This is a genomic window from Actinomycetota bacterium (assembly GCA_041658565.1).
GTDB lineage: Bacteria > Actinomycetota > AC-67 > AC-67 > AC-67 > JBAZZY01.
On record JBAZZY010000004.1, the window covers coordinates 17,345 to 42,930 of the forward strand.

23 protein-coding genes and 2 tRNA genes are annotated in these 25,586 nt (G+C 64.8%); 5 read left to right on the forward strand and 20 right to left on the reverse strand.

Going from position 1 to position 25,586, the window contains the following annotated elements; all coding sequences use genetic code 11:
* Positions 1-2: 2 nt before the first annotated feature.
* From WDA27_04015 to WDA27_04065, 11 genes are all read right to left on the reverse strand, one after another.
* Positions 3-1,460 carry a 4Fe-4S binding protein gene (locus WDA27_04015; GenBank protein MFA5890109.1) on the reverse strand — a complete coding sequence of 486 codons (1,458 nt, stop codon included), beginning with the start codon at positions 1,458-1,460 and terminating at the stop codon, positions 3-5.
* On the reverse strand, positions 1,453-1,914 hold the full coding sequence (locus tag WDA27_04020) for a hypothetical protein (protein ID MFA5890110.1): 462 nt from the start codon (positions 1,912-1,914) through the stop codon (positions 1,453-1,455). Before WDA27_04020 ends, WDA27_04015 begins: the two co-directional genes overlap by 8 nt.
* 234 nt (positions 1,915-2,148) lie before the next feature.
* Positions 2,149-4,089, reverse strand: coding sequence for a hypothetical protein (locus WDA27_04025; GenBank protein ID MFA5890111.1), 1,941 nt, complete (start codon positions 4,087-4,089; stop codon positions 2,149-2,151).
* Positions 4,090-4,749: 660 nt separating this feature from the next.
* Positions 4,750-4,822: transfer RNA gene (locus WDA27_04030), tRNA-Glu, on the reverse strand.
* A 2-nt stretch (positions 4,823-4,824) separates the two neighbouring features.
* Positions 4,825-4,897 (reverse strand) — tRNA-Gln (locus WDA27_04035).
* 181 nt (positions 4,898-5,078) lie between these two features.
* Positions 5,079-6,545, reverse strand: coding sequence for a glutamate--tRNA ligase (gltX, locus tag WDA27_04040; GenBank protein MFA5890112.1), 1,467 nt, complete (start codon positions 6,543-6,545; stop codon positions 5,079-5,081).
* Positions 6,542-7,309, reverse strand: coding sequence for a fumarylacetoacetate hydrolase family protein (locus WDA27_04045; protein ID MFA5890113.1), 768 nt, complete (start codon positions 7,307-7,309; stop codon positions 6,542-6,544). The genes gltX and WDA27_04045 overlap by 4 nt, the downstream gene beginning before the upstream one ends.
* Positions 7,306-8,886: a citramalate synthase gene (gene cimA, locus WDA27_04050; protein MFA5890114.1), complete on the reverse strand. Its 1,581-nt coding sequence runs from the start codon at positions 8,884-8,886 to the stop codon at positions 7,306-7,308. Before cimA ends, WDA27_04045 begins: the two co-directional genes overlap by 4 nt.
* An 11-nt stretch (positions 8,887-8,897) precedes the next feature.
* Entirely contained in the window at positions 8,898-9,818 is a 921-nt protein-coding gene (locus WDA27_04055; protein MFA5890115.1) for a branched-chain amino acid transaminase, read from the reverse strand.
* 12 nt (positions 9,819-9,830) lie between these two features.
* Entirely contained in the window at positions 9,831-10,874 is a 1,044-nt protein-coding gene (locus WDA27_04060; GenBank protein ID MFA5890116.1) for a 3-isopropylmalate dehydrogenase, read from the reverse strand.
* Positions 10,871-11,707 (reverse strand): maleylpyruvate isomerase family mycothiol-dependent enzyme, encoded by an 837-nt coding sequence (locus WDA27_04065; GenBank protein MFA5890117.1) that lies wholly within the window; start codon positions 11,705-11,707, stop codon positions 10,871-10,873. Before WDA27_04065 ends, WDA27_04060 begins: the two co-directional genes overlap by 4 nt.
* Before the next feature lie 58 nt (positions 11,708-11,765).
* On the opposite strand from WDA27_04065, the gene WDA27_04070 reads away from it, so the two are divergent.
* The 5 genes from WDA27_04070 to WDA27_04090 all read left to right on the forward strand — a co-directional run bounded on the left by WDA27_04070 (position 11,766) and on the right by WDA27_04090 (position 15,353).
* Entirely contained in the window at positions 11,766-12,365 is a 600-nt protein-coding gene (locus WDA27_04070; protein MFA5890118.1) for an XRE family transcriptional regulator, read from the forward strand.
* Positions 12,366-12,373: 8 nt separating this feature from the next.
* Positions 12,374-13,768, forward strand: coding sequence for a 3-isopropylmalate dehydratase large subunit (gene leuC, locus WDA27_04075; protein ID MFA5890119.1), 1,395 nt, complete (start codon positions 12,374-12,376; stop codon positions 13,766-13,768).
* Entirely contained in the window at positions 13,765-14,325 is a 561-nt protein-coding gene (leuD, locus tag WDA27_04080; GenBank protein MFA5890120.1) for a 3-isopropylmalate dehydratase small subunit, read from the forward strand. The genes leuC and leuD overlap by 4 nt, the downstream gene beginning before the upstream one ends.
* An 85-nt stretch (positions 14,326-14,410) precedes the next feature.
* The gene (locus WDA27_04085; GenBank protein ID MFA5890121.1) at positions 14,411-14,806 is read left to right on the forward strand and encodes a hypothetical protein; all 396 of its coding nucleotides are present in this window, start codon (positions 14,411-14,413) and stop codon (positions 14,804-14,806) included.
* A complete protein-coding gene (locus tag WDA27_04090; GenBank protein ID MFA5890122.1) occupies positions 14,799-15,353 on the forward strand; it encodes an RES domain-containing protein in 555 nt (184 codons plus the stop codon). Before WDA27_04085 ends, WDA27_04090 begins: the two co-directional genes overlap by 8 nt.
* A 40-nt stretch (positions 15,354-15,393) precedes the next feature.
* On the opposite strand, the gene WDA27_04095 is transcribed toward WDA27_04090, so the two are convergent.
* The 9 genes from WDA27_04095 to WDA27_04135 all read right to left on the reverse strand — a co-directional run bounded on the left by WDA27_04095 (position 15,394) and on the right by WDA27_04135 (position 25,211).
* Positions 15,394-16,554, reverse strand: a complete 1,161-nt coding sequence (locus WDA27_04095) for a Fic family protein (protein MFA5890123.1) — start codon at positions 16,552-16,554, stop codon at positions 15,394-15,396.
* 105 nt (positions 16,555-16,659) lie between these two features.
* Positions 16,660-16,866, reverse strand: a complete 207-nt coding sequence (locus tag WDA27_04100; protein MFA5890124.1) for a GNAT family protein — start codon at positions 16,864-16,866, stop codon at positions 16,660-16,662.
* A 51-nt stretch (positions 16,867-16,917) separates the two neighbouring features.
* Complete coding sequence (locus WDA27_04105; protein MFA5890125.1) at positions 16,918-18,489, reverse strand: 2-isopropylmalate synthase; 1,572 nt, start codon at positions 18,487-18,489, stop codon at positions 16,918-16,920.
* A gap of 1 nt (position 18,490) precedes the next feature.
* On the reverse strand, positions 18,491-20,071 hold the full coding sequence (serA, locus tag WDA27_04110) for a phosphoglycerate dehydrogenase (GenBank protein ID MFA5890126.1): 1,581 nt from the start codon (positions 20,069-20,071) through the stop codon (positions 18,491-18,493).
* Positions 20,068-21,213, reverse strand: coding sequence for an alanine--glyoxylate aminotransferase family protein (locus WDA27_04115; GenBank protein MFA5890127.1), 1,146 nt, complete (start codon positions 21,211-21,213; stop codon positions 20,068-20,070). Before WDA27_04115 ends, serA begins: the two co-directional genes overlap by 4 nt.
* A gap of 92 nt (positions 21,214-21,305) precedes the next feature.
* Entirely contained in the window at positions 21,306-22,301 is a 996-nt protein-coding gene (ilvC, locus tag WDA27_04120) for a ketol-acid reductoisomerase (protein ID MFA5890128.1), read from the reverse strand.
* A gap of 5 nt (positions 22,302-22,306) precedes the next feature.
* Positions 22,307-22,831 (reverse strand): acetolactate synthase small subunit, encoded by a 525-nt coding sequence (ilvN, locus tag WDA27_04125; protein MFA5890129.1) that lies wholly within the window; start codon positions 22,829-22,831, stop codon positions 22,307-22,309.
* Positions 22,831-24,585, reverse strand: a complete 1,755-nt coding sequence (locus WDA27_04130) for an acetolactate synthase large subunit (GenBank protein MFA5890130.1) — start codon at positions 24,583-24,585, stop codon at positions 22,831-22,833. The genes ilvN and WDA27_04130 overlap by 1 nt, the downstream gene beginning before the upstream one ends.
* On the reverse strand, positions 24,582-25,211 hold the full coding sequence (locus WDA27_04135) for an isochorismatase family cysteine hydrolase (GenBank protein ID MFA5890131.1): 630 nt from the start codon (positions 25,209-25,211) through the stop codon (positions 24,582-24,584). Before WDA27_04135 ends, WDA27_04130 begins: the two co-directional genes overlap by 4 nt.
* Between the last annotated feature and the right edge of the window lie 375 nt (positions 25,212-25,586).

The following is a 25,586-nucleotide window of genomic DNA, read 5'->3' on the forward strand; positions in this document are numbered from 1 at the left end:
ATCTACGCCCGGTGCGCCATCGGCTGAGCGAACATGTAGATGTTGACCGCCACCAGCACTCCGATCAGCGCGAGTTGCGGAATCAGCGCGCCCAGATTCGCCTTTCCGCCGTTGCGACGCGAGATACGGTACGCCGCGTAGACCGTGGCAAAGACGCCGGCGCCCAGAATCAAGTACTGCAGCACGCTGATCGTCGGGGTGTTCAGCAACGCCGTACTGCCGGTCCACCGGCGACCAAAGGCCCCCATGATCGCTCTGGGGACGGCCAGGCCTTCGCCCAGAAGGTGCAGCAGGTTGTGGCCGACGTGGCCCGCGAGGTCCAACGGGATAAGCGCGTAGCCGAAGCGCGTGAAGTCCCGTCCCATCGTGCCGCCCCCGAGACGCGCGGAAATCGCGCTGGTCAAAAAGAGCAGAAGCACGGGAGCCGCCATGGCAAGGAGGAACACGACGGTGAAGTTGAGGTCGACGTTCGAAGTGCCGGTAATCGACGCGACGCGGCTCAGAATCGTCTCATAGGCTCCGAGCATCGTCAGGTTCTGAACAATCACAACGCCGACGAGAACGATCGCTAGAAACGCTACCTCTGGACGAGGCTTGCGAATCGACCAGAACTCCGACGTCGGTTTGCGCAACTCCAGCCGGAGCGATCCCTGCGGGCACGACTTGATGCAGTAAGCGCACAGGTTGCAGTCACGGTTGGAGTCCATCGTGCGCGGCGTCTGGAACATCGGACACGCCGGCGCATGGTCGGACCCCTTCGCACACCAAGAGTCCGCACACGTGGCCTTGCAGTTCCCCTTGTTGGATCGAAGGGCCAGCGGAGACGTCATCGAGTAGTTGCCCGACAACCCGCCCAGGAAACACAAGTGAGTGCAGAACGCCCTGCGTTCCAGGAAGAGGCTCGTGACGATCGCCCCCGTCAGGATGGCGAGCAAGAGGTAACCGGTGCCGCGCGGTGACTCCACGATGCCGAAGACGTGGTCACCCCAAGTGATCGCCAGGAACGTGAAGTCGATGATCCAGATCCCGTACTTCTTCAACCATTTCGGAACCTTCAGGTTCACGCCGACCAGTTTCTGAAACCATTCCCCCACGACGGGATAGGGACACACGGTGCACCACAGCCGCGAGAAGAGGAAGAACGAGATCGGGAGCAGCGGCCACCACAGAATCCACACGACGGTGGCCCCGATGTTCTTGTCGAACTCCGGAGGACCAAACAGCGTCGTTCCCATCACGACGCCAAAGACCAGGATGCCGATCCACTGCAGCGCGCCCGGATAGAAGCGGCTGCGCAACAACCGCGACACCCAACCTATGTGCAACAGGTTGGGTTCGGCCCCGGACGGAGGAAGGTGCGGAACCCGTGCGTCGGGCGCGGCGAAGGCCTGCTCAAGATCATCGGTTCCCGCCCCGGCACCCGATCGCTCTGGATCCAACACGTCGGAGTGCTCAGACATTGCGAACACCCGTGCCGAGGAGTTCACCCGCAGCCATCTTGCGAGCAAGGCGGCGCTTCGTTCCTGCGGCGGCCGTCGTCGCCGAAACGATCAACCCCAGGAATGCCCCGACTACCCACCAGTTCGCGCGATCGCCTGGGCTGGACGAGTGACCGTGACCCCCCGCCTCGGCGTCGACGACCGAGCCGTGACTTGTATCTCCGCTCATGTCCATGCCGCTCATATCCCCGCCGCTCATGTCATGGCCGGCAGCATCAGGCGCCTCTTGGGACTGCTGCGATGAAGCGGTCGGGGTACCCCACGGAACTGTCGACAACTTGGGTGCCGGAACGTCTGAGTGTCCCGCAGGCCCTTCGTCCCCAAAAGCAGGGCCGACGACCACCGACATGACCCCCACTGCAAGCAGGATGACCGCAAAGGGCCACCCTCCGCGACGCCTCTTCGACCCAGTCAACTGATCCTCCTCGGCTCTCTCGGCGTGGACCCGGTCCGTGTTCTAGCCGTCCAGCCCTCCCCGATGATGTATCGAGCAGGGATTCACGCCCCTTGACGACCATCCAGAGGCTATCGCGCGGATGTAAAGAACTTGTGCAGTTTGCGCCACGGACGCGGCATCTGATGGGCCGAACGGCCCAGAAAAAACGCGTCTACCGGCACCCCGCACGGGTGCCGGTAGACGACGGGAGAGCTATTCCTCGTGCGGGTTCAGCGGCACAGAGCCGTGACACATCACGCAATTCCTGACCAACGGCGCCGCGCTATGCACCGAGGTCGAGTGGCAGTGACTGCAGGTCTTGGTGGTGTTCTTGGCAACCACCGCCGGATCGATGTACGCCTCGGGAACCCCCGGGCTCTCCATCTCCCAGGGATTGGCATTGCGAGTCCCAGGCTCTGGGTCGACCAGCATGCGGGTCTTGTCGGTGTGGCAAGCGATGCAAGCATCCTTACCCTCTCCGTCGGGAGCCCGCTGGATGCTGTGGAACCCACGCAGCCAGTACCCCCCCGATTTGTCGAACATCGCGATACGAGCCATGGTCTGGACCTTGCCCGACTTGTTGCGGCCGAAGTACTTCAAGAAGCGTTCTCCGGTCTCATCGGTCACCGCGATGGCGTCCAGGGACATCACCGCGCGCTCATGGCGCGGATCCAGGTAGTTGACGTCCTTGCCCTCGACCGGATGGCAACGCACACAGTTGTGATTCCACTCGCTGTGGCAAGCCGAGCACTCGACCGTCTCGTGGCTGTTGACGATCTTCTTCGCGGCCGTCACGAACTTGTCGTCGAGCCCGACGGGCGGCGCATCCTCCACGTGGCAGGACTCACACTTGACGTTCACCGCGTCGGTCGTGTGCTCAATGGCGGGCTTGTCCTTGTCCCCGTGAATCTCAGTGCCCTTGTGGCAGTCCACGCAGACCATGCCTGCCTGGTAGTGCACCGACGGCTCAGCTTGCTTCTTCCATCCGAACGCAGCGGTTGCGTCGAAAGGCATGTAGGCAAGGAACGTGCCGACATACTCAGGCGTCGTGCGGGCATGACACCGCCAGCACATCGCGATGGACGAGTCGCGAGAGAGCCCGGGGGCCCCGTCTTCCCGATTTCCGGACCTCGGAAGAACGATGTTGTGGCTGGCGATGTCCATCCGGGCCTCGTCCGGCGAGTACCCCTTGAACAGCAGCGCGCTCCCGCCACCCCTCATCATCGGGTAGGGGTAGAACGACGCCTTCAAGGCGTTGGCGGCCGTCCGTTTACCGTCGATCGCGTACGGGGCGTTGGGCACCATCATCGGCGAACCGTCCGGCTGAACAACCGGCATCCCCATCGTCATGATGAATCCCGGGTTCATCGGGTAATCCGTCCCGAGGTATCCACCCTGACCCGTCGCCGGGTTCCCCGACTGATCGTCGCCCAAGCTCCCGGGCAAGTAGGGATCAGTGTTGGCGCCCAGTTGCTTGGCCGACTGCTGATTGCCGCCCGTCATGTGGCAGTCGGAACATGCCGCATGACAAGTGCTGCACTGCGCCCGGCCAATGTGGCCGGGAGTCTGCGTCTGGTCGGCCGGATCGATCCCAGCCCAAAGTTGATAGGCGCTGCGACCGATACCCTGCTGAATGTGGTCGTCCGCGTTCTCCGCAGCCGTCAAGCTGTTAAGGACTCCCCTGGTCGTGCCGTGCAGCGAATGTTTGAAATCGGCCGCGATGCCACCGTGGCACTTCCCGCAGGTCTGATCGGCGTCGTTGGTGATCTCTGCGGGGTTGGGCGAAGGGACGAAGTTGTCAGAGGGGTGAGCGACCCACTTACCCGACTTGGTTACGTGACAGTCCTGGCACTTGAGTGCCCGCCCGAGGAGTTCCGAGGCCTTCCTGTAGTGGTAAGTCGCAGCGAATGCTTCTTGGTTCACATATCGATCGGGACCCACCAGTGCCTGGTTGAAGTGACAAGAACCACAGTCGGCCGACGGCGTGTGGCCTGTGAGCCCCGTCGACCTAGGCGCCCCGGACACCGCCCCGGACACCGTCTGCGGAACGCCGGTCTGCGGCAGATCCTCTCCCATGCCGAGACCGGGGATCCCCACAAGAACGAGTGCAGCCACTGCCGTGAGGCCCAAGAGGAATCGTCTTGGTGCTTTCATTCTTCGATGGCCCATCATCCAGCCTCCGTACCTGTGCTCCCAACGGCCGAACAGCGCCGGCGCTGGGCCGGCGAGCGCCCACGACCGCTCTGGAGCAACTCACGACTTGTCTGAAACCACACGTCAAGGATATTTCCGCTAAGAGCGGGACCAAAGACCCACACGCCTCGTATGCAAGTGATGCGTCTTCTCCCCTCTGAACAGGGTCCATGCCGGACTTCCGAGGCCATCAAGACCCTCGCGCGAAGGCGTGCGCGCCCGGGGTTACCCCTGGTGGCCGAGGGTTTATCTCGCACACCGACCCTAGGCGCTTCTAGGGTTGCGGCGGGTGCCCTCGAGTTTCTCCCGTCTCCAGACCCGACCCTTTCTCTGCCGCCTCGGTCAACCCACATACGCAAACGCCATCCTCGGCGCGGGCGCCATGATCACGCGGCGCGCCACGACCACCCATTTATGCGCAAATAGACCATGGCCAAAAGGGCCCCATGCACTATTTGTTCCTAATATACCGAAAGAAAGACAAGGCCGTAGGACCGACAGAGGCGGTGTTCGCGAATCGCGCCCTGTCGCCCCCGAGGTTGAACGCCCCCGTCCTATGGCGACGGCCCGCGGGTGTGGTCAAAAAGAAAACCCCAGGTCGTTAACCTGGAGTTTTTGGTGTGGCCCCAACGGGATTCGGACCCGTGTCTCCACCTTGAGAGGGTGGCATCCTTGGCCGCTAGACGATGGGGCCGGCTGGGGCGCCTGGATTCGAACCAGGACAACCAGATCCAGAATCTGGCGCGCTGCCGGGTTACGCTACGCCCCAAGGGAGCGCGGTCATAGTACTTGCCCGGCTAGGGTCGGGCAACGCGGATGCGCTGGTCGTTGCGCAGTCCAGGCCGACGCGACCCAGTCGAGGTCCTCGGCCCCGGCCCGGCGGTCGAACTCCTCGCCGCAGCTCTCACTAATGCTGTGAAACACATCGTGCGAGTCACCTTTGGTTCGCCTTAGGAGGCAGTACCGCGCGCGCGCGCCACGGCAGCACGCACTCGCGCGAGCGCGCGCGCGCGCCCCAGCGTCTGGATCGACTCGAACAACGGCGGAGAGACCAGAGTCCCGGTGACCGCGGCGCGCACGGGTTGGAACGCCTCCTTGCGCTTGATTCCGGCATCGTCGGCCCACTCGGTCAGGGCCGACTGGATGGCGGCGGCGTCCCATGGCTCAACGCGCTCCAGGATCTCGGCGGCCGCCTCGAGTGCCGGAACGCGCTCGATCGTCAGCAAGACGCGCGCGCGCTCGTCGGGCTCCGGCTCGGTGAAGAGAAAGCGCAACTGCCCGGGCGCCTCGTCGAGCCGCTTCATTCGCTCCTGAACGAGCGGCGCCATCGCCAACACGACGGCGCGCGCCTCGCCGGCTACAGGCTCCGAAAGGACCCCGGCTTCGACCATGAACGGCTCGGCGCGCGCCGCAAACTCCTCAGGCGACATCGCGCGGATCCGCTCGCCGTTCCACGCCGCGAGTTTCTCAATGTCGAAAGCCGACGGGTTGCGCGTGATCCCTGAGGGGTCGAACGCCGCGATCAGCTCGGGGACGGAAAAGCGTTCGGTGGATCCGTCCCCCATCGACCAGTTGAGCGTCGCCAGGTAGTTCAGCAGCACCTCCGGCAGATACCCCTTCTCGCGGTATTGCGCGACGGCGGTGTCGCCGTGGCGCTTGCTGAGCGGCCTTCGGTCCGAGCCCACGATCAACGGCATGTGGCCGTAGACGGGAAGCTCAGTTGCACCCAGCGCGCGCATGATCATGTCCTGCTTGGGCGTGCTGGAGAAGATGTCTTCACCGCGCACGATGTGCGTAATCCGCATCCCGAGGTCGTCGCAGGAAACCGCAAGGTTGTATAGCGCGCTGCCGTCGGCGCGCTGGATGACGAAGTCCTCGACTTGGGCATGGTCGAAGACGACTTCTCCTCGAACCATGTCGACAACTCGAGTCTCGCCTTCCGGAACACGGAAACGCACGACGGCGGGACGCCCTTCAGCGTCGCACTCCGCGCGCTCGGCGGCGGTGAGGTCGCGGCACCGACCCTGGTATCTGGGCGGGCGGCCTTCGGCGCGCGCCAGTTCGCGCGCGGCCTGCAGTTCTTCGGACGTGCAGTAGCAGCGGTAGGCGTGACCGCCGTCGAGCAGGCGCGCGCCGGCTTCGCGATAGAACTCACCGCGTTGACTCTGGAAATACGGCTCGTCCGGGCCTCCGACTTCAGGGCCCTCGTCCCAATCCAGACCCAGCCAGCGCAGGTCTTCTACGACCGAACGCAGCCCTTCCTCGACGACGCGTGAGGCATCGGTGTCGGCAACGCGCAAGACGAATTTGCCGCCGTGACGGCGCGCGTATAGCCAGTTGAAGGACGCCGTGAGCGCAGTCCCAACATGAATGGATCCACTCGGGGAAGGTTCGAAACGCGTGCGGACTTCGGTCACTTGTCGCCCGCCGCAATCACGGGGTTGGACAGTGTCCCGATGCCCTCGATCTCGATCTCGACGGTGTCGCCTGGTTCCATCGGACCGACGCCGGCAGGCGTGCCGGTCATGATCGCGTCCCCAGGCAACAGGGTCATGATCTTGGAGACGTAAGAAACCAGGAATGCCGGGCGGAACACCATGTCCGCGGTGCTCGCATCCTGGCGAACGGCGCCGTTGACCCTCGATTGCACCCGCAGTTTCGCCGGATCGAGGTCGGTCTCGATCCAGGGGCCGAGCGGACAAAAAGTGTCGAAGCCTTTGGCGCGCGCCCACTGACCATCGGACGCCTGGTAGTCGCGCGCGCTCACGTCGTTGCCGCACGTGTAGCCCAGAATCGCGTTCTCAGCCGTTTGTTCGTCCGCGTTGCGCACGAGTCCCGCGATCACTATTACCAACTCCGCCTCGTGATCCAAGCGCACGAGTCCGGCAGGCTTGCGAATCGCATCGCCCTGACCGATCACCGCCGTCGAGGGTTTGAGAAAGATCAGCGGTTGGGAAGGAACTTCGCTTCCGAACTCCGCCGCGTGCTCCGCGTAGTTCTTGCCGACGGCCACGACCTTGCTCGGAAGCACCGGCGCGAGCAAGCGACACTCCTGCAAAGGAACGCGGTTCCCGGTGAAGCGCAGCGCCCCGATCGGCGGGCCGTCCAACTCAGCGGCAACGTCATCCTCAATCACGGCGAAGGCGATCGCCCCACCGTGCGCAACACGTGCAATCCTCACTCCGAAGCCTCACCTTCCGCGTGCAGTAAGCCGTAGTTCAACCCGTCCACGAGAGCATCCCACGAGGCCTCGATGATGTTGGGAGACACGCCGATCGTAGACCACTCCCGTGTGCCGTCCTGCGACTCCAACAGCACGCGCGTGACGGCCCCGGTTCCCTGCTTCTCCTCCAAGATGCGGACCTTGTAGTCCACGAGTTCAATCGCCTCGAGCGCCGGATAGAAACGCACCAGCGCCATCCGCAGCGCCGCGTCCAGCGCGTTGACCGGGCCGTTGCCCTCCGCCGTAGCGATGTGACGCTCGCCGCGCGCCCACAACTTCACCGTCGCCTCCGACACGACCTGGCCGTCCTCGCGCTTCTCCACGATCACGCGGAACGACTCCAGACGGAAGAGTTCGCGCTCGATGCCGGCGTGTCGACGCATCAGCAACTCGAGGGAGGCGTCGGCCGCCTCGAAGTGGTAGCCGGCATGCTCGAGATCCTTGACCGCCGACAAGATCGCGGCAGCCGTGCCGGGATCGGACTCCAGGTCGATTCCGATCTCCTTCCCCTTCAACACGATCGTCGAGCGTCCCGAGAGTTCACTCACCAGCAGCCGCCGGCCGTTGCCGACCAGCCCGGGGTCCACATGCTCATAAGCGCCCTCGAGCTTGGCCAGTCCGCTCGTGTGCAGGCCGGCCTTCGTCGCGAACGCGCTCGCCCCGACGTAGGGCTGGTGCGCGTCGGGCGCGATGTTGCAGATCTCAGCGACGGCGTAGTGCACCGTCGTCAGCTTCGCGAGGTGCTCGGCGTCGAGCACCTCAAGGCCGGACTTCAAGGCCAGATTTCCGATGATCGTAAGGAGGTTGGCGTTACCGCACCGCTCCCCGATCCCGTTGATAGTTCCCTGCACGTGCACGGCCCCGTGCTTGACCGCCACGAGCGCGTTGGCGACCGCGCACCCGACGTCGTTGTGGAAGTGCACGCCGATCGGCTCGCCGCGCGCCTCACGAACCGCCGACACGATCTTGCCGGCCTCCCAGGGCAGTGCCCCGCCGTTGGTGTCGCACAGAACGAGCGTCGCTGCACCTGCGTCGCCGGCTGCGGCGAGGACCTTCAGCGCGTACTCGGGATCACGGCGATACCCATCGAAGAAATGCTCGGCGTCGAGGAATACCTCTCTTCCTTCGCGAACGAGGAACGCAACCGTGTCCTGGACCATGCGCAGGTTCTCATCCAGCGTCGTGCCGAGCGCGGCGGTCACCTGCAGGTCGTGCGCCTTCGCCACCAAGCACACCGTCGGAGCCCCCGAATTCAGCAGTTCGAGTACTCCGGCATCGGACTCCGCCGATCCGTTCGGCCGGCGAGTTGCGCCGAAGCACGCGATGCGTGCGTTCTTCAACCCAATGCCGCCAACCCGGTGGAAGAACTCGATGTCCTTAGGATTCGAACCCGGCCAGCCGCCCTCGATGTAGTGCACTCCAAGCTCATCGAGCCATGTGGCGATCTTCAGCTTGTCCTCGACCGTGAGCGAAAGGCCCTCTCGCTGGGCGCCATCGCGAAGCGTCGTGTCGTACAGAACGATGGGTGACGTCATTTCTCTCCCGCCTACACGTGCTCGAGCCAGCCCGCGTACTGCTCAACATCGCCGCGCACGGCGGCAAAGAACACATCTTGCAGTTTCTTGGTGAGCGGTCCGACTTCGCCGGCGCCGATCGTGCGGTCGTCGATTTCCCGCACCGGAACGACTTCGGCTGCGGTACCCGTGAGGAACGCTTCGTCGGCCAGGTACAGCTCGGAGCGCATTAGGTCGCACTCGCGCACCGCGACACCGAGGTCGGCCGCGATCCGCATGATCGACTCACGCGTGATCCCGGCGAGCGCGCCGGCCGACAGCGGCGGCGTGACCAACTCACCGTCGCGAACGATGAAGATGTTCTCGCCCGTCGCCTCGGCGACGTAACCCTGAGGGTTCAGCATGATCGCCTCGTCGTAGCCGCCCTTGAGCGCCTCTATTTTGGCGAGGGAAGAGTTGATGTACTGTCCTGTTCCCTTGGCCGCCGGCGGGATGATGTTGGGATCGTGACGACGCCACGACGAAATCGTCATGCGAACGCCGCGACGCAATCCCTCCTCGCCGAGGTATGCGCCCCACGGCCACACCGCGATCGACACATTGACCGGCGCGACGAGAGGATTCAGCCCCATCTCGCCGTAACCGCGATACACCAGCGGGCGCACGTAGCACGACGACAGCCCGCTCGAGCGAACTGTGTCCTTGCACGCAATTACGAGATCGTCCACCGAATACGGCACCTGCATCATGAAGATGTGGGCGCTGTCGTGCAGTCGCCGGATGTGGTCGGTCAGCCGAAACACCGCGGGCCCTTTGGACGTTTCGTATGCGCGAATGCCCTCGAAGACCGCGCTGCCGTAGTGCAGCGAATGCGTGAGGATGTGAACCCGGGCCTCGTCCCAGGGGACGAGAGCGCCGTCCATCCAGATCTTCTCGGTGGGCGTGATCGGCATCCGCGGTTCCTTTCAGATCGCCTCGGCGACGGCGTCGCCGATTTCGTCCGTCGTCATCCCCATGTCCGGTCCGGCAGTTGCGCGCAACTTCCCAAGCACCCCAAGCGCCGCTCGCTCGACACGCGCCGCCGCCGACTCCTCGCCGAGGAACTCCAGCATCATCGCAACCGACAGAATACAGGCCACCGGATTGGCGCAGCCCTTCCCGGCGATGTCCGGCGCCGAGCCGTGCACCGGCTCGAATATGCTCGGCGTGCGCCGCGCCGGGTTCAGGTTCCCGCTTGCCGCGAGTCCCATCCCGCCGGCGATTGCCGCTCCAAGGTCGGTGACGATATCGCCGAACATGTTCTCGGTCACCATCACATCGAAGCGCTCCGGCTGGGTCACCATGTACAGGCAGGCTGCGTCCACGTGAACGTACTCGCGCTCAACGTCGGGGTAGTTCGCGTCGCCCATCTCGGCGAAGGCGCGCGCCCACAGACCGCCGGCATGCACGAGTACGTTCGTCTTGTGCACGAGGGTGAGCTTCTTGCGCGCGCGCCGCTCGGCGAGATCGAATGCGTACTCCAAGACTCGATCCACGCCGGTGCGCGTGTTGATCGACTCCTGCGTCGCAACCTCGCGCGAAGTCCCTCGCGCCTGAACGCCCCCGGCCCCCGCGTAGAGCCCCTCGGAGTTCTCGCGAATGACCACAAAGTCGATGTCGGCGGGGCCCTTTCCGGCGAGCGGGGTGGCGACGCCCTCTGGAAGTTTCACCGGACGCAGGTTCACGTAGAGATCCAAGTCGAAACGCAACTTCAGCAGCAGATCCCGCTCGAGCACTCCCGGCGGCACGCGAGGATCGCCCACAGCGCCAAGTAGAACCGCGTCGAGCACGCGCATCTCTTCCAGCGTTGCGTCGGACAACACCTCGCCCGTGCGCAGGTATTTCTCGGCCCCGAGATCGAAGGAGACGCGCTCGGTAGTGATGCCGCTCGCGTCAAGGGCTTTGAGTCCTTGCGCGACTACTTCAGGACCGATGCCGTCGCCGGGGATGATTCCGATCTTGTACGTCATGGCACCACCACTATGTGCTCGAGGATGCGGCGAGCGAGCACCTCGTCGCCGTGAATCTCCAGGCCTCCGTGTGCGCGCGCCTGCACCGGCGTCCAGCGACCGCCCAGCACACAGAAGAACCCCTCCACGCTCATGCGAAAACGCAAGACCGAGTCGGCGGGCACGCCGCTCGACAGCAGCGTTCCCCTTGAATCCGACGTCTGAATCGCGATCGTGCGGCCGGGGGCCGGGACTTCAAACACGACGACCGACCCATCGGGAGCCTGCCCCCTCCGAGACACGACCACCGGCAGCGACTTCGTCGCCAGCCGCTCGAACACGAAGTTCGCGACGGCGCCGTCCAGGTGTCCGGGGCGTCCGGTCGCCCGGCGGATGTCCTGCTCGTGGTAGAAGACGTCCAGGATCCGCATCGCCAAGTACAGCCGCTGGTTCAGGCGACCCGGCGGCGCCTCTACTTCACCATCCCAAGCCGCCTCATCGAGCGCGCGCAAGTCTGCAAGCCGCTTCGCGGTAGCGTCGCGAAACTCCGCCAGTACGTCGGGACCCGCAATGCTCCGGCGCGCGACGACCTCTCGCTCGTTCAGCTCCTGGAACTCGCTGGTGATGCGGGAGACGTTCGAGAGGTCCACGGGAGAAGCCGGCTCGGTGCCGGTCATGATCGCTTCGTAACTCGTGAGGTGTGAGAGGTTGTCCTTCACCGTCCACCCAGGGCAATCGCTCTGCAGATCCCAATCGCCCGGCTCCAGGTGCGCGCACACCTCCTCGACGGAAGAGAAGGCTTGCTCCAGAAGATCGACACGCCCGGCGTCGCTCAATCCCTCAATATCTGTCATGGGCAGGAATTGTACCCGGCCTGCTGGAGCATACAACCGTTCGTGATAACATACGCCCATGGCTGCGGTCGCGCGCCCGAAGAACCTGCCGGATCCCGCCGCACAGTCGGGAGCCCGGATCCGCACGCTGCGCGAGGCGCGGGGGCTCTCCCTGCGGGATCTCGCGCAGCGAAGCGGCGTGAGCGCGCCGATGCTCTCGCAAGTGGAACGTCGCGAAACCTCACCCACACTCGCCGTCGCTGCGAAGATCGCCGCCGGACTCGGGCTGTCTTTGTCGCAACTGCTGCGTCTGGACGAAGAGCACCACGTCGTGGTCGTGCGTCGCGCGGATCGCCAAGCCGTTCGACGCAACGGACACAAGATCGAGATGCTCTCACCCTCCCTTCCCGGCCAGCGCGCAGCCGTATCGCTGCATACCTTGCGTGCCGGTGGGCGCACCGGCGACGCCGGAGATCCTCCGATGCACGAACCCGGCAGTCGCGAGACCGCCGTCGTACGCACCGGCAGCCTCACGTTGATCTTCGACAAGGATCGCTACGAGTTGTCCGAGGGCGACGCAGTGACCTTCGATGCGGACCTCCCCCACCACTTTGAAAACCCCGGCGAGATAGAGACCGTATTCGTCGCGGTCGTCACCACCGAACTCCGCACGACCTAGGAGCAGACATGCCGAAAACCATGTTCGAGAAGATCTGGGAAGCGCACGAGGTGCGCCAAGACCTGATCTACATCGACCTGCACCTCGTTCACGAGGTGACCTCACCGCAGGCTTTCGACGGTTTGCGTCTTGCGGGCCGCGAAGTCCGGCGAACCGACCGGACGCTTGCGACCGCCGACCACAACGTCCCGACCGACGGAACACATGCCGCACGTCTGATCGCCGACGACCTGTCGCGCGCGCAGGTGGAGGCACTCGAGCGCAACTGCGTCGAGTTCGGGGTCCCGCTGTTCTCACTCGGCTCAGGTCGCCAGGGCATCGTTCACGTGATCGGTCCCGAACTCGGCGTCACGCAACCGGGCATGACGATCGTGTGCGGGGACAGCCACACGGCGACGCACGGCGCCTTCGGATCGCTCGCTTTCGGCATCGGCACATCCGAGGTCGAACACGTGCTGGCAACACAGACACTGCCGCAACGTCGCCCGAAGACCATGCGCATCACCTACACGGGCGCGCTTGCCGCCGGCGTTACCGCCAAGGATCTGATCCTGGCAACAATCGGCCGCGTCGGAACAGCCGGATGCACCGGATACGTCGTGGAGTTCGCCGGCGAGACCATCGAGCAGATGTCGATGGAAGCACGGATGACGGTGTGCAACATGACCATCGAAGCCGGCGGGCGCGCAGGGATGATCGCTCCCGACGACACAACGTTTGAATACGTGCGGGAGCGGGCTGCTGCGCCGTCCGGCGACGCGTGGGACGAGGCGGTGGTGCGCTGGCGCGCGCTCGCCACAGACCCGGGCGCGGCTTTCGATCGCGAAATCACCATCGACGCATCTTCCCTAGCGCCGATGGTTACTTGGGGAACCACGCCGGGGATGGTCGCCGACGTGACCGCAACCATTCCCGATCCCGCGGCCTTCGACTCCGAAGGGGAACGCGACGCGGCCGCGCGCGCGCTCGCCTACATGGGCTTGGATGCCGGGACCCCGATCACCGACATCGCGATCAGTCGCGTGTTCATCGGCTCGTGCACAAACTCGCGCATCGAAGACCTTCGGGCGGCCGCGCGAATCGCCGAAGGTCGCCGTGTCGCGTCGGGTGTGAGCGCGATGGTCGTCCCCGGCTCGCATCTGATCAAGCAGCAGGCCGAGTCCGAGGGTCTGGACCGCATCTTCACCGATGCGGGATTCGACTGGCGCGACACCGGATGCTCGATGTGTCTGGGAATGAACCCCGACACGCTCGACCCCGGCGAGCGTTGCGCCTCGACTTCGAACCGCAACTTCGAAGGGCGCCAAGGACGCGGCGGTCGCACGCATCTGGTTTCGCCGGAGATGGCCGCCGCAGCCGCTATCGAAGGTCATTTCGTAGACATCCGGGGGTGGAACAAGTGAAGCCGGTTACCGTGATCAGCGGCAAGGTCGCAGTGCTCGATCGATCCGACGTCGATACCGACCAGATCATTCCGAAGCAGTTCTTGAAGCGGATCGAGCGAACCGGCTTCGGCGAGTTCCTCTTCTACGACTGGGTCCGCTCCGGCGAGGTGACCCTGGAGCGCGCGCCGATTCTGGTAGCGGGTCGCAACTTCGGCTGCGGGTCGTCGCGCGAGCACGCGGTGTGGGCAATCCAAGACTTCGGCTACCAAGCCGTCGTCGCTCCGTCCTTCAGCGACATCTTCTTCGCCAACTGCACCAAGTGCGGCGTGTTGCCGATCGCGCTGCCGGAAGAAGACGTGCGCGCGCTCATGGGCGCACGCGAGGCAACCATCGATCTCGCCGCACAGACCGTGACCTTCGCCGGTCGCAGCGCCTCGTTCGAGATCGACGCCGAGACCAAACACCGCCTGCTAAACGGTCTAGACGAGATCGGCCTGACGCTGCAGCACGAAGACGAGATCACAGCGTACGAACGCGCGCGCGCGCGCGCAGGCGTGGCGACGACGTCACTCTGAGCGCGAAGGCTCATTCGACCGGCGGAATGAGGGCCGGTCTCCTCGGGGCTATACCCCCTTCACTGTGTTGGGTATACTCCCAGCCATGGAGATCACGCCGGCTGAACGGCGGCCCGGGCGCAGGCGCGTGCGCGAGGTCGCGGTCCCCTACGACGCCCTGGGTGAGCGCGACCGTATCGCCCGCGTCGTCGCCTTTCTCGGAAACAACCTCACCGCAGAGATCCTCCACGTCGCGAAGTCACAGCCGGGACGCTGGCGTGACGGAACCGAGCGCGTGTCCGAGAGGAACCTGCGCGCGCTCCTCGACCTCGACTACGTGATCGCGCGGCTGCTCATGCTGTGGGAGCCGGAGGCCGCGCGCGCGTGGCTCGACGGCGACAACCCCCACGCCGGCGGCCGTCCGATCGACGTCATGCGCTTACGAGGATCGATCGCGGTCGTCGCGGCGCTCGACGCCGACGAAACCGGCGCGTATGCGTGAGCTGTACCGCGTGATCACCTGGATCCCGGGTGCGCGCGCAGGCCGAGCCGGGCACCCCCTCCACGTCCCCAGGAACGCGCAAGGGTCCGGCCGCGTGGACAACCCGGACGTCTACGGCGTGTTGTATGCGAGTACTGCGCCGGAGGGGGCCATCGCGGAAGCTTTCGGACACCTCGCGACGTGGAGCGACTCGATGCTGCGCCGCCCCGGCGGCGGAGTGCGTGCGCTCGCGATGTATCGCCTGACCAACGACCGAATCCTCGACCTCGACGACCCCGCGCAGTTGCTCGCGCGCGCGCTGCGCCCCTCGCGTGTGGTCACGCGCGACCGTGAAGTCACGCAAGCGTGGGCGCGCGCGATCTACTCGGAAGATCGATGGGCAGGCGTGTCGTGGTGGAGCCGCTACGACGCGCGCTGGACCTCAGTGGCGGTATGGGCGATCGAAACGCTGCACGCGTCCCGGCGTGTGGCGCCGCTCAGCCTGACCGATCCAACCGTCGGGCGCGCGGCCGCAGCGCTCAACCGACCGCGGACATTGCGCGACTGAGGAACAGCCGGGTCAGGCAGCTCTCGCGTCCCGTCCCCCCTCACGCATCGGTTCCCTCGCTTAGAACAGCAAGGTACCGGTCATATGCGAACAACCGGTTCCTCCGCTTCCCGGTCAACTCGCGGGCGATCTTGAGTTCGGAGAGGAGATCCATCGCTGAAGAAGCGGCAGGAAACGACAGCCCGGTTGCGCGACAGACTTCGGCAACGGAAAGGATCGGCCGAGACTTCAGCGCATCATGGACTCGCAGCGCGGAACCTGCGCGCCGCCCTGACGGTGCAATGCGTGTCCGATCCACTTGGAACATCTCCGTAAGCCGCTCGGCCGTGGAGACCGCGCCTTCCGCCGTCTGCCGAACGCCGACTAGCAGGAACTGCAGCCACGCCTCCCAGTCCCCACGGAGACGCACTTGGTCCAGCAGTTCGTAGTACACGGCGCGATTCTGCTTGAGGTAAAGGCTGAGGTAGAGGAGCGGTTCTCGAAGAGCACCCGCGTGGCACAGGAGCAAAGTAATGATCAGGCGGCCGACGCGGCCGTTTCCGTCGAGAAACGGGTGGATCGTCTCGAACTGAACATGGGCCAAACCGGCTCTCACAAGCACCGACAGCCCGTCGTCGTCTGCGTGGAGGAATCGTTCAAGCGCGGCCATGCATTCGGGCACATCTTCGTGAGGCGGTGGAACGAATGCTGCATTGCCCGGACGCGTGCCCCCGATCCAGTTCTGCGTCCGACGGAACTCACCCGGATGCTTGCTGCTGCCCCGTCCTCGCGCGAGCAGTACTTCGTGGATCTCTCGAATCAGCCGGCTTGAGAGTGGGAATCCCTCACGCAAGCGAGAAAGACCGTGATTGAGCGCCGCAACGTAGTTTGAAACCTCCGCAACGTCGTCGAGAGGTACACCGGGGGCCTCGTCGATCTCGAAGAGGAGCAGGTCGGACAGCGACGACTGAGTCCCCTCGATCTGCGACGAGAGCACCGCCTCCTTGCGCACGTATGCGTAAATGAAGAGCCCCTTGTCGGGCAAGAACGCGGCGACGCCGTCGAGCCGGCCGACGGCGAGCACCGCCGCCTCGAGTTCCCGCTGAAGCTCGGATCCGAAGATCAGCGGCGGGGACGGAGGAAGCGGCTTGGGAACGAACGCCCGGACGTCCTCTCCCCCCACGCGCGTAGTTGTGTACGTACCTGTCTCGCCCCGTTCCATGGGCATTCCCCCTGTTCAGCAACCCTGAATAGCCGGTTCCACTATTAAGCCTTCGCGTGCAAGTTTAAACAGTAGGTCGCAAGACGCAAGAAACGAACCGGCCGTTCAGTTACTCGCGCGGGGTTCCCGGGCGTCCCACTCAGCGCGAAGGATGCCGTACAGCTCAAGGTCTTCGAGCTTCTCCCACTTCATCACGTGCTGCCGCAGACAGCCTTCGCGGCGCATCCCGAGGCGCTGGACATCTGAGGCATCGGCGCGCGCGAAAGGACGAAGAGCCAGCCTCTCGGTCTGCAACTTCGGAATGGGCACCATCGGGCTCCCCTCTCTTGGGAAGAACCCGGCAGGGCCCATCGAGCCTTCGCTCTACGGCGTGGGTTCGCCCGCGCGCGCCTCGCGGTGGTGGCCGCGCGCGGCTCGGTTCAATGCGTTGAGAAACGCGCGCCCGGAGGCTTCGACGATGTCGGTAGAAATGCCGCGACCGGTGTAGCGCTGGCCGTCGATCTCGACCTGCACGCTCACGTCCCCGAGGGCTTCCGCGCCGGCGGTGATTGCCGCGACGTTGAAGCTGACGAGCGTCGCAGCCACTCCCGTCGCGCGCAGAATCGCACCGTAGACGGCGTCGACCATACCGTCGCCCATGGCGGACTCGGTGACGGTCTCGCCGTCGCGAGCGATGCGCACGGTCGCGGTCGGAGCCAGGTGCGTCCCACCGGCGACCTGGAGCGACTCCAGACGGAACGTATCCTCCTCGACGGTCTGGATCTCGTCGACGACGATCGCCTCGAGGTCCTTGTCGGTGATCTGGATCTTGCGGTCGACCAACTCCTTGAACCGCGTGAACGCCCGGTTCAGCTCTTCTTTTCCTAGCTGAAAGCCCATTTCTTCGAGTGTCTTGGAGAACGCGTGGCGGCCGGAGTGCTTGCCGAGCACGATCTTTCCGCCTTCGACGCCGATGTCGGCGGCGACCATGATCTCGTAGGTCAGGCGGTCCTGTAGCACCCCGTGCTGGTGGATACCCGATTCGTGCGCGAAGGCGTTCTCGCCCACGATCGCTTTGTTGCGCTGGATGCCGTAGCCGGTGAGCAACGACACCAGCCGCGACGTGCGCGCGATCTCGCGCGTGTTTAGCCCGACGTCCATGCCGAGCAAGTCACGACGCGTCTTCATCGCCATCACGATTTCTTCGAGCGAACAGTTGCCTGCGCGTTCGCCGATGCCGTTGACGGCGACTTCAACCTGGCGCGCGCCCGCGCGCACGGCCTCTATCGAGTTGGCGACCGCGAGGCCCAGATCGTTGTGGCAATGAACGCTCACAATCGCGTCCGCCAAGCGCGGCACGTTCTCGAAGCACGCGCGGATCATGGCGCCGAAGTCGTGCGGCAGCGCGTAGCCCACGGTGTCGGGAATGTTTACGGTCGTTGCGCCGGCCTCGACGACCGCGTCAATGATGCGGAACAAGAACTCCGGGTCGGTGCGAGTCGCATCCTGCGGACTGAACTCGATGTCGTCGCAGTAGCTCTTCGCGCGCCTCACACCGGCGACGGCCTGCTCGACGATCTCGTCCTCGGTCGCGTTCAACATGTATTTGCGGTGGATGTCGGAGGTCGACAAGAACACATGAATGCGCGGCTTGGCCGCATGGCGCAGGGCTTCCCACGCGCGATCGATATCCATGTCGACCGTGCGCGCCAGACCGGCGATCGTCGGACCCTTGACGGTCTCAGCGATGGCGCGCACGGCTTCGAAGTCCCCCACCGAGGTCTGCGGGAAACCGGCCTCGATGACGTCCACCCCGAGTCGGGTTAGCTGCTCGGCGATCTCGAGCTTCTCTTTGGTGTTGAGGTTGATGCCCGGCGACTGCTCGCCGTCACGCAACGTCGTGTCAAAGATAACTACTCGTCCGGAACCTACGCCGGTATCGCCGTCAGCTCCCATCTCAGACCTCCTTGCCCTCCAGGACAATCGACTTGGCTTGCTTTGCTCCCGAGCCCTGCGCCAACTCCGCCAAAACCTCGGGGTCGAGCGGCTGGTCCACAGTGAGCACCATGAGCGCTTCGCCACCGCGTTCGCGGCGTCCGACGCGCATGTCGGCAATGTTGATCTCGCGGCGGCCGAGGATGGTCCCGATGACGCCGATCACGCCGGGACGATCGTCGTAGCGCAGCACGCACATGTACTTGCCGGGCGGCATCTCAAGTTCGAAGCCGTAGATCCCGGTGATGCGCGGCTCGTTCTTGGTTCCGACGACCGTGCCGAGCACAGCCGCGTCGCCCTCGCCGCGAATCTCGATCTGGTTCACGTAGTCGCGCCCGGTGGCCGACTTCGTTTCGGAATACTCGAGCCCACGCTCTTCGGCCATCAACGGCGCGTTGACGAAGGTCACCGGTTCCTGCACGACGGCCGAAAGCATGCCCTTGAGCAGCGACAGAGTGAGCACACGCGTTTCGTGCTCGGCGATCGGTCCCGAGTAGACGAACTGCACCTTCTGAGAAGCACCGCCGATCGCTGTGAAGATGTGACCCAACTTCTCCGCGAGCGGAACAAACGGCCGCACCGTTTCGGAAAGCTCGCGTCCGAGATCCACGTTCACCGCGAACTGCACGAGGTCGCCTCGCAGCGCGAGCAAAACCTGCTCGGCGATGGTAGTTCCGGCCTTGTCCTGTGCCTCGGTCGTGCTGGCCCCAAGGTGCGGGGTCACCACGATTTGTTCGAGGTCGAACATCGCCAAGTGCCCGGGCGGTTCCTTCACAAATACGTCGATCGCGGCGCCCGCGATGACGCCCGCGGCAACGGCGCGCGCCAGCGCATCCTCGTCGATGATTCCGCCGCGCGCCGTGTTGACGATGCGTGCCTCGGGCTTCATCAGTGAAAGCTCGCGATCCCCGATCAGGCCGAGCGTCTCCGCCGTCTTGGGCAAGTGCACGGTAACGAAGTCGGCGCGACTCAACGCATCCTCGAGTGAATCCGCAACCTCCACGCCCATCTGCGCCGCGCGCTGCTTGGACACATAGGGGTCGTAGGCGATGATCTTCATCCCGAAGGCAAGCGCGCGCTGCGCCACCAAGGATCCGATCTTGCCGAGTCCCAGTACCGCCAGCGTCTTGCCGTACAACTCGACGCCCTCAAACTTCTTGCGCTCCCATCCGCCGGCCTTGAGCGACGCGTTCGCCGCAGGGATGTTGCGAGCCTGCGACAGCAGCAACGCCATGGCCTGCTCGGCCGCGCTCAACGTGTTGGACTGCGGGGCGTTGACGACCAAGACCCCCTGCCGTGTGGCCGCCTCGACGTCAACGTTGTCAACGCCGATCCCAGCGCGGCCGATCACCTTCAGTGACCGGCCGCGCTCGATCAGCTCGGCGTCGGCCTTGGTGGCCGAACGCACGATCAACGCGTCGTAGTCCCCGATGATCTCGAGCAGCTCTTCGCGGCTCAGACCCGTCCGGACGTCGACTTCGAGTTCCGCCCGCAGCCGTTCGATCCCGCTCTCAGCGATCGACTCCGCTACGAGCACCTTCATGACTGCGCGAACACTCCCTGCGCCGCCGCTACCGCTGCGCCGCGCGTCACCGGATAGCCCAGTTCCTCCAAGGCCAGCTCCAAGACCGCCATCGCCTGCAGGATTTCCGGCGCGGTGAGATAGCCGATGTGGCCGATGCGGAAGACCTTGCCCTTCAGCTTGTCCTGCCCGGGCGCGAAGATGATCCCGTACTTGGATCGCACCAGCTTGGTGACCGCCGACCCGTCGATACCCTCGGGGCACTTGATCGCCGTGACGCACACGCTGCGATCGAGGTCCTCGCCGAACAACTCGAGGCCCAGAGCCTGCGCACCGGCCTTGACTGCGCGAGAGAGTTGGGAGTGGCGAGCCCAAATGGCCTCGAGTCCGTCTTCGCGCATCATGCGAATCGCCTCACGAAGACCTAGGTACAACGACACGGCCGGCGTGTAGGGCGTCTCAGGCACGTCCTTGGCGGCGCCTTCGGCGACAATGCGCCAGTCCCAGTAGAAACGCGGGCAACGCGCGTTCTCGTAGGCCGCCCACGCCGCGGGAGAAATCGACAGAAACGCGATTCCGGGCGACATCATCAACGCCTTCTGCGACCCGCCGATAGCGACGTCCACCCCCCAGGCATCGACGTGCAACTCCGCACCGCCGACTCCCGAGATCGTGTCTACGATGAACAGCGCCGGGTGGTCCTTGACGACCGCGCCGATCGCTTCGATGTCGTTGACGACCCCGGTGGATGTTTCGGAGTGCTGGATGAGCACGCCCTTGATGTCGGGCTCAAGCGCGGCGGCGACATCGGCTGCCTTCGCGGTCTTGCCCCAGTCGTACTCCAGGTACTTCACATCTAGGCCGTAGGCCTCACAGATCTTCTTGAACCGCTTGCCGAAGTTCCCGACCGACACGACCAGCACGCGGTCGCCCGGCGAGAAGCAGTTCGCGACGGCGCTCTCCATCCCGCCGCTGCCCGACGAGGTGAAGGTGACAACGTCGTTGGTGGTGTCCAGGACCCACTTCAGCCCCTCGGTCACCTCGCGAAGCACGTCCCCAAACCCGGGACCGCGGTGATAAACGATCGGGCTGCCCTGCGCGAGCAGCACTTCCGGTGGGACCGGCGTGGGTCCCGGCGTCATGAGAATCTCTGGTTTGCGCACGTGATTGCCCCTTTTCGAGCGTCGGTCCGAAATCAGGGGCTCATCCTACCGCCGGACTCGCCGCCTGTGATTCCTTTCACAACCGCCCTAGCTCACCGCTTGTTGATCCAGGACATCATCGACCGCAACCGGGCCCCGACTTCCTCGATCTGGTGGGTGTTTTGGTCGATGCGCATCCGCTTGAAATTGGGCGCACCGGCCTCGTTCTCGTCGATCCACTCCTGGGCGAACTTGCCCGAGGTGATCTCGTCCAGGATCCGGCGCATCTCGGCCTTCGTGCCGTCGTTCACGACGCGCGGACCGCGGGAGTAGTCTCCGTACTCGGCGGTATCTGAGATCGAGTGACGCATCCACTTGAAGCCGCCCTCGTAGAGCAGGTCGACGATCAGCTTCAGCTCGTGCAGGCACTCGAAGTACGCGATCTCCGGCTGGTAACCGGCCTCAACCAGGGTTTCGAACCCGGCCATGACCAGCGCCGAAGTGCCGCCGCACAGCACGACCTGCTCGCCGAACAGGTCGGTCTCGGTCTCCTCCTTGAAGGTCGTCTCGATCAGCCCGGCGCGCGCCGAGCCGATCCCGCGCCCGTAGGCCAGAGCGATATCGCGCGCGCGCCCGGTGGCGTCCTGGTGGACGGCGAGCAGCGCCGGGGTGCCGATCCCCTCCTGGTAGGTACGCCGGACGAGGTGTCCGGGTCCCTTGGGGGCGATCATCGCGACGTCCACGCCGGCCGGCGGCGCGATCTGGCCGAAGTGGATGTTGAAGCCGTGGGCAAAGAAGAGCGCCTTGCCGTCGGTTAGGTTCGGAGCGATCGACTCGACGTAGACCTTCTTCTGCACGGTGTCGGGCAGCAGAATCATGATTAGGTCGCCGGCCTTGGTCGCCTCGGCGACCGTCTTCACAGTCAGCCCATCCGTCTCGGCAATGGCCCAGGACTTCGAACCTTCGTAGAGGCCGACGCAAACGTCGATGCCGGACTCGTGCAGGTTCAGCGCGTGGGCGTGTCCCTGGGACCCGTACCCGATGACGCTGACGGTCTTTCCTTGAAGAGGCTCAAGCGAGGCATCCGCCTCGTACCACATCGTTGCCATTGACTTCATCCCGCCCTTTCGGCGACTCGCAGCTGCTTCTCGGTAATCGCCTTGTCTCCGCGTCCGAGCGCAACCAGTCCGGTCCGCACCATTTCTTTGACTCCGTAGCCGTGCAGCAAATCCGTCATCGCCAGCAGCTTGTCCGGCGAGCCCGTTGCCTCGATGGTCAGCGCGTGCGGCGACACGTCCACAATCTTGGAACGGAAGATATCTGCGATCTCGACGATCTGCGCGCGCGTCTCAGCCGACGCCTTGACCTTGACGAGCAGCAGTTCCCGCTCGACCGACGCATCTCGATCCAGTTCGACGATCTTGAGCACGTTGATCAGCTTGTTCAGCTGTTTGACCACCTGCTCGAGCGGCTTGTCCTCGACGTTGACCACGATCGTGATCCGCGACACGTTGTCGTGTTCGGTGGGGCCTACGGCGAGCGAGTGGATGTTGAAGCCGCGCCGCGCGAATAGACCCGAGATCCGGGCCAGCACTCCGGGCTTGTTCTCGACGAGGACGGAAAGCGTGTGGCGAGCCATCAGACGATCCCCTCCGGAGTGTCGTGAAGCACGTCGGCGTGCTCCTTCTCGAATGCCGGTCCCAGGATAATGTCGTCGTTGGAGGCGCCCGCCGGGACCATCGGGTAGCACTTCTCCTTCGGGTCGACTCGGAAGTCGATGATCACCGTACGGTCGTCGATCTCCATCGCCTTGCGGATCGTCGACTCAACCTCCGCGGCAGTCTCGCACCGCAGGCCGACCGCGCCGTACGCATCGGCCAGCTTCACGTGGTCGGGGATCATGCCCCCCAAGTCAACCTGGCTGTAGCGCTCTTCGTAGAACAGCTCCTGCCACTGGCGCACCATGCCGAGCGAGGCGTTGTTGATCACAGCGATCTTGACCGGGATGTTCTCGGTCGTCATCGTCGCCAACTCCTGGCTCGTCATCTGGAAACACCCGTCGCCGTCGATCAGCCACACCGGGCGCTCGGGACATCCCATCTTGGCTCCCATTGCCGCGGGAATCCCGTAGCCCATCGTGCCGAGCCCGCCGGAGTTGATCCACCGGTGCGGACTGCTGAACTTCAAGTACTGCGACGCCCACATCTGATGCTGCCCGACGCCCGAAACGTAGATCGCCTCGGTGCCGACCAACTCGCCGATCTTTTGGATGACGTACTCCGGCTTGAGCACGCCGTCGGGCTCCTGCTCGTAGTTGAGCGGATACCGCGCGCGCCACTGGTCGAGCATCGCAATCCACTCCGAGTAGTCGGGCGCGCCGCGCTCGACGAGCAGTTCTTCGACGGCCTCGCAGATGTCCTGGATCACGCTGCGCGCGTCGCCGACGATCGGCACGTCCACGAAGCGATTCTTGCCGATCTCGGCGGGGTCGATGTCCGCATGGATGATCTTCGCGTGCGGGGCGAATGCGTCGAGTTTGCCCGTCACTCGATCGTCGAAGCGCGCGCCGAGTGCGACGAGCAGATCCGCGCGCTGCATCGCGGTGACCGCCGTGTAGTTCCCGTGCATGCCCGGCATCCCCAAGCACCGAGGGTCGTCGTCGGGCAGCGCGCCGCGCGCCATGAGCGTGGTGACCACCGGCGCACCGGTGAGTTCAACCAGCCTGCGCAGTTGTTCGGACGCGCGCGCGCGAACGACTCCACCACCGACGTACAGAACCGGCCGGGACGCGCTCAGCAGCATCCGGGCCGCCTCCCGAATCTGCTTTTGATTGCCCTTGGTGACCGGGTGGTAGCCGGCGAGATCCGGCTTCTCCGGATACCACCAGGCCATCTCCGCCTGCAGGACGTCCTTGGGGATGTCCACCAGCACCGGTCCTGGCCGGCCGGTCTTGGCGATGTGGAAGGCCTCGTTTATGACGCGCGGAATGTCCTGAGGATCCATCACGAGGAAGTTGTGCTTGGTCACCGGCATGGTGATCCCGGTGGCGTCGCACTCCTGGAACGCGTCACCGCCGACCGCCCAGCGCGCCACCTGGCCGGTGATCGCCACCATCGGAATCGAATCCATGAAGGCGTTCGCCAGCCCCGTCACAAGGTTCGTGGCCCCCGGACCGCTGGTAGCGATGCAGACCCCGACCTCTCCGGTCGCGTGCGCATACCCCTCGGCCGCGTGAGCCGCACCTTGCTCATGGCGACACAACACATTGCGAATCGGCGAATCACGCATGGGGTCAAACAATGGAAGGATCGCGCCTCCGGGAATCCCGAAGGTCACCTCGACCCCCTCCATCTCGAGGCTCTTCATAGTGGCTTGCGCCCCTGTGATCTTCATCGTGTCTCCTCGCTGTCCGATGCGCCGGGGCCGACGGAAGCCGCTCGTTCCGCCGCCCGGTAGGTCTCCGCGATCAACTCCTGCGCCGTCGCAACCCGCACGCCGACAGCCTCCAGGTCCCGCAAGTTGGCGATCCGCGTTTCGTCGTTCGCTGTGGCCATCCCGTCCTCGACGCAGATCACGTCGTAGTCCAGGGACACCGCATCGAACATCGTCGCGCGCGGCGAATTCGGCAGGGATACTCCACATACGGCCACCTTCGTGACGCGCGCGCGGCGCAGCAGCATGTCCAGTTCCGTCCCGAGGAAAGCGCTGAACCTGCGCTTCACGACGACCGGCTCGCCCGGCTCCGGAGAGAATCGATCCAAGATCTGACGGCCCCAAGTTCCCTCGACGCAGATCCCCCGGCCGGCCTCGAACGACGGCATCCGAAAACGCTCGACGTCCCACCCGTCGCTGCGATGAGAACGTACGGCGTGGACTACCGGCGCGCGCGCCTCCCTGAACGCGTCCAGCACCAGCCCCATGGCCTCAGCCCGGTGGGCAGCGTCACGGATGAACATGCGCCCGTCGGGATGGGCGATGTCGTTCTGCATGTCGATGATGAGCAGTGCGGTCCTTGCCATTCGCGCTCCCTGCCGTCCCATGCGGCTCCCCCTGCGACGAGGATCACCGCCAACAAAAAACCTCCCGCTTGGCGAGAGGTTTGCGCACACCCGGATCCCGGGCGCGCGCTACACGAGAACTACGAGCGTCCTGGTGAGACAGTCTGTTCCCGAGGTATTCATGGTCGCGCCAGTCTGCCAGGGACCCCCGATGGTGTCAACAAGCCGAATTGCATCACAGGAAATGGCCGCCAAGGGAGCGATGCTCGATGAACTCGTCCCACTGGCGGGCTGGACCCGCAGGCATGCACGACGCGCTCTGCTCGGCGCCGGGGAGTCGGCACCACGCCCTCCCGGCGGGACCACAACAGGTTTTACGACCGGCGCCGAGGATGG